At 77.0% G+C, this 2,428-nt stretch carries 2 protein-coding genes; one reads left to right on the top strand and one right to left on the bottom strand.

The features are described from left to right. The first annotated feature begins 143 nt into the window (after positions 1 to 143). The gene (locus D476_RS0125060; RefSeq protein ID WP_026123839.1) at positions 144 to 1,577 is read left to right on the top strand and encodes an amidase; all 1,434 of its coding nucleotides are present in this window, start codon (positions 144 to 146) and stop codon (positions 1,575 to 1,577) included. Here the strand turns inward: D476_RS0125060 and D476_RS36675 are convergent. Further along, positions 1,462 to 2,428 (bottom strand): MFS transporter (locus tag D476_RS36675; protein WP_083939628.1); only part of this gene is annotated, 967 nt, incomplete at its 5' end. The two genes, D476_RS0125060 and D476_RS36675, sit on opposite strands and share 116 nt — an antisense overlap.

Here is a 2,428-nt window from a genome sequence, read left to right as displayed (position 1 = left end):
CGCCCCTCGCTGCGTTCTCATCAGTCGACAGCCGCCCAGGCCGACTCCTCCTGCTTTTCAGGAGCGCAGTGGCCTTGCGATGGACGCACCTGGACACCGCTCGCTACGGCCATGACCCACGCAACACCCCCTAGGCTTCGTCCATGGGTCAGATTCACGACTTGACGGCGCTGGAGCAGGCCGCGGCGGTGCGCCGCCGGGAGCTGTCCCCGGTGGAGATCGCCGACCACTACCTGGACCGGATCGAGCGGCTCGGCCCCCACCTGGGGGCGTTCATTACGGTCACCGCGGAAATCGCACGAGAACAAGCCCGCAACGCGGAGAAACGGGTCGTCCGCGACACGCCGGAGGAGCTGCCGCCGCTGCTCGGGGTCCCGGTGCCGGTCAAGGACCTCACCCCGGTGGCGGGGGTGCGCTGGACCGCCGGGTCGGCCGCCTTCGCCGACCGCACCGCCGAGGTCGACGCCGACGTGGCCGCGCGGCTGCGCGCCGCCGGGACCGTGCTCACCGGCAAGACCAACACCCCCGAGTTCGGGGTGCCCTGCTACACCGAGAACGACATCGCCCCGCCCGCCCGCACCCCCTGGGACCCGTCCCGCTCGGCCGGGGGCTCCAGCGGCGGCGCCGCGGCCGCCGTGGCCGCGGGCCTGGCCCCGGCCGCGCACGCCAGCGACGGCGGCGGGTCCATCCGCATCCCCGCCTCGGTGTGCGGGCTGTTCGGCATCAAGCCCTCCCGGGGGCGCATCACCAACGCGCCGCTCCAGCCGGACTACGTCGGCCTGTCCACCAGCGGCCCGCTGGCCCGGACCGTCGCCGACGCCGCCGCGCTGCTCGACGCCATGGCCGGGGGCGCCCCCGGCGACTACTACGCCCCGCCGCCCTCCGGCGACGGGCGCACCTTCCTCGACCACGCCCGCGCCGAGCCCGGGCGGCTGCGCATCGGCCGCTTCTCCGCCTCCCCGGTCCCCGGCGCCGAGGTCCACCCCGAGGTCGCCGCGGGCTATGAGGAGGCCTCCCGGCTGCTGGCCTCCCTCGGCCACGAGGTCGAGGAGGTCGACCCGCCCTTCGACGCCTCGCTGATGCGGATGTTCGAGGTGGTGTGGGCGGCCATGGCGGTGGCCACCCCGGTGCCCGAGGAGGACGAGGCGCGGCTTCGGCCCATCACCCGGGGCATGCGCGCCCGCGCCCGCGCCGCCTCCGTCGAGGACTACATGCGCGCCACCGGCGGCATCCAGATGGCGCTGCGCCGGGCCGTGCCGCGCCTGGACGCCTACGACGTGCTGCTGTCCCCGACGCTGGCGCAGCTCCCGGCGCCGGTGGGGTACTTCGCCGCCGACGACCCGCGCGAGGAGTTCGCCCGGATGTCGGCGTTCACGCCCTACACCTCCATGTTCAACGTCACCGGCCAGCCGTCGGCGAGCGTGCCGCTGCACTGGACCGGCGAGGGGCTGCCGGTCGGCGTCATGCTGACGGGGCGGCTGGGGGAGGAGGGGACGCTGCTGTCCCTGTCGGCCCAGCTGGAGCGGGCCCGGCCGTGGGCGGGCCGCCGCCCGGACCTGTCCGCCCTGGAGCCTTGATCCCCAGGCTGAGCAGCGCGGCGAGGGTGGCCAGGGCGGCGGCGCCGCCGACCCCCAGGGCCACCCCGCCGTGGTCGATCAGCCAGCCGGTCAGCGGCGAGGCGACGGCGATGCCGCCGGTGGTGGCGGTGGTCATCCAGCCGTAGGCCTCGCCGCGCCGCTCCGGCGGCGCCAGGTCGCCGAGCCGCTCGGTGACCGCGGCCACCGTGGGGGCGATCGCCAGCCCCGCGATGAACAGCACCGGGGTGAGCAGCCACGGGGTGGGCAGGTGCAGGACCGGCGGCAGCAGCGGCACGATGAGCACCGCCCCGGCCGCGGTGCCGAACGCCCGCAGCGGGATGCGCGGCGGCCCGGCCAGCGCGCCCGCGATCAGCCCGCCGACCAGCGAGCCGAAGGCGTAGACCGCCATCAGGCCCCCGGCGTACCCCGGGGCGCCCAGCTCCCGCGCCCACGCCACCATCGCCAGGTCCACGGCGCCGAGCCCGGCGACCAGCACCATCACCACCCCGACGCCCAGCAGCAGCCGGGGATCGGCCAGCAGCGAACGGCGGCGGCCGTAGGCGGCCCCTCCGGCCGCGCCGCCGGGCCCAGAGGCCCCGCCCGCCGGAAGGGTGTGCCCGGCCCGGCGCAGCGCCAGCGCGAACCCGGTGGCCCCGGTGCAGGCGACGGCCCCCAGGGTGAGCAGCCCGACCCGGCCGCCCCCGACGCCGACCACCGCCGCGGCCAGCAGCGGCCCCACGATGAACAGCAGCTCCTGGAGGGTCGCCTCGGCGGCGAACACGGCCTGCCGGGTGGGGCCGGAGGTGATGCGCGGCCACAGTGACCGGCCGATCTGCGTCGCCGGGGGCTGG

It is taken from the genome of Nocardiopsis chromatogenes YIM 90109 (assembly GCF_000341185.1).
Taxonomy (GTDB): domain Bacteria; phylum Actinomycetota; class Actinomycetes; order Streptosporangiales; family Streptosporangiaceae; genus Nocardiopsis_A; species Nocardiopsis_A chromatogenes.
The sequence above is the reverse complement of the archived record's forward strand: the minus strand, read 5'-3'. Positions and strand labels throughout refer to the sequence as shown.

Coding starts and splice junctions, on each gene's coding strand:
- D476_RS0125060 (WP_026123839.1), top strand. CDS start 144: ATGGGTCAGATTCACGACTTGACGGCGCTGGAGCAGGCCGCGGCGGTG.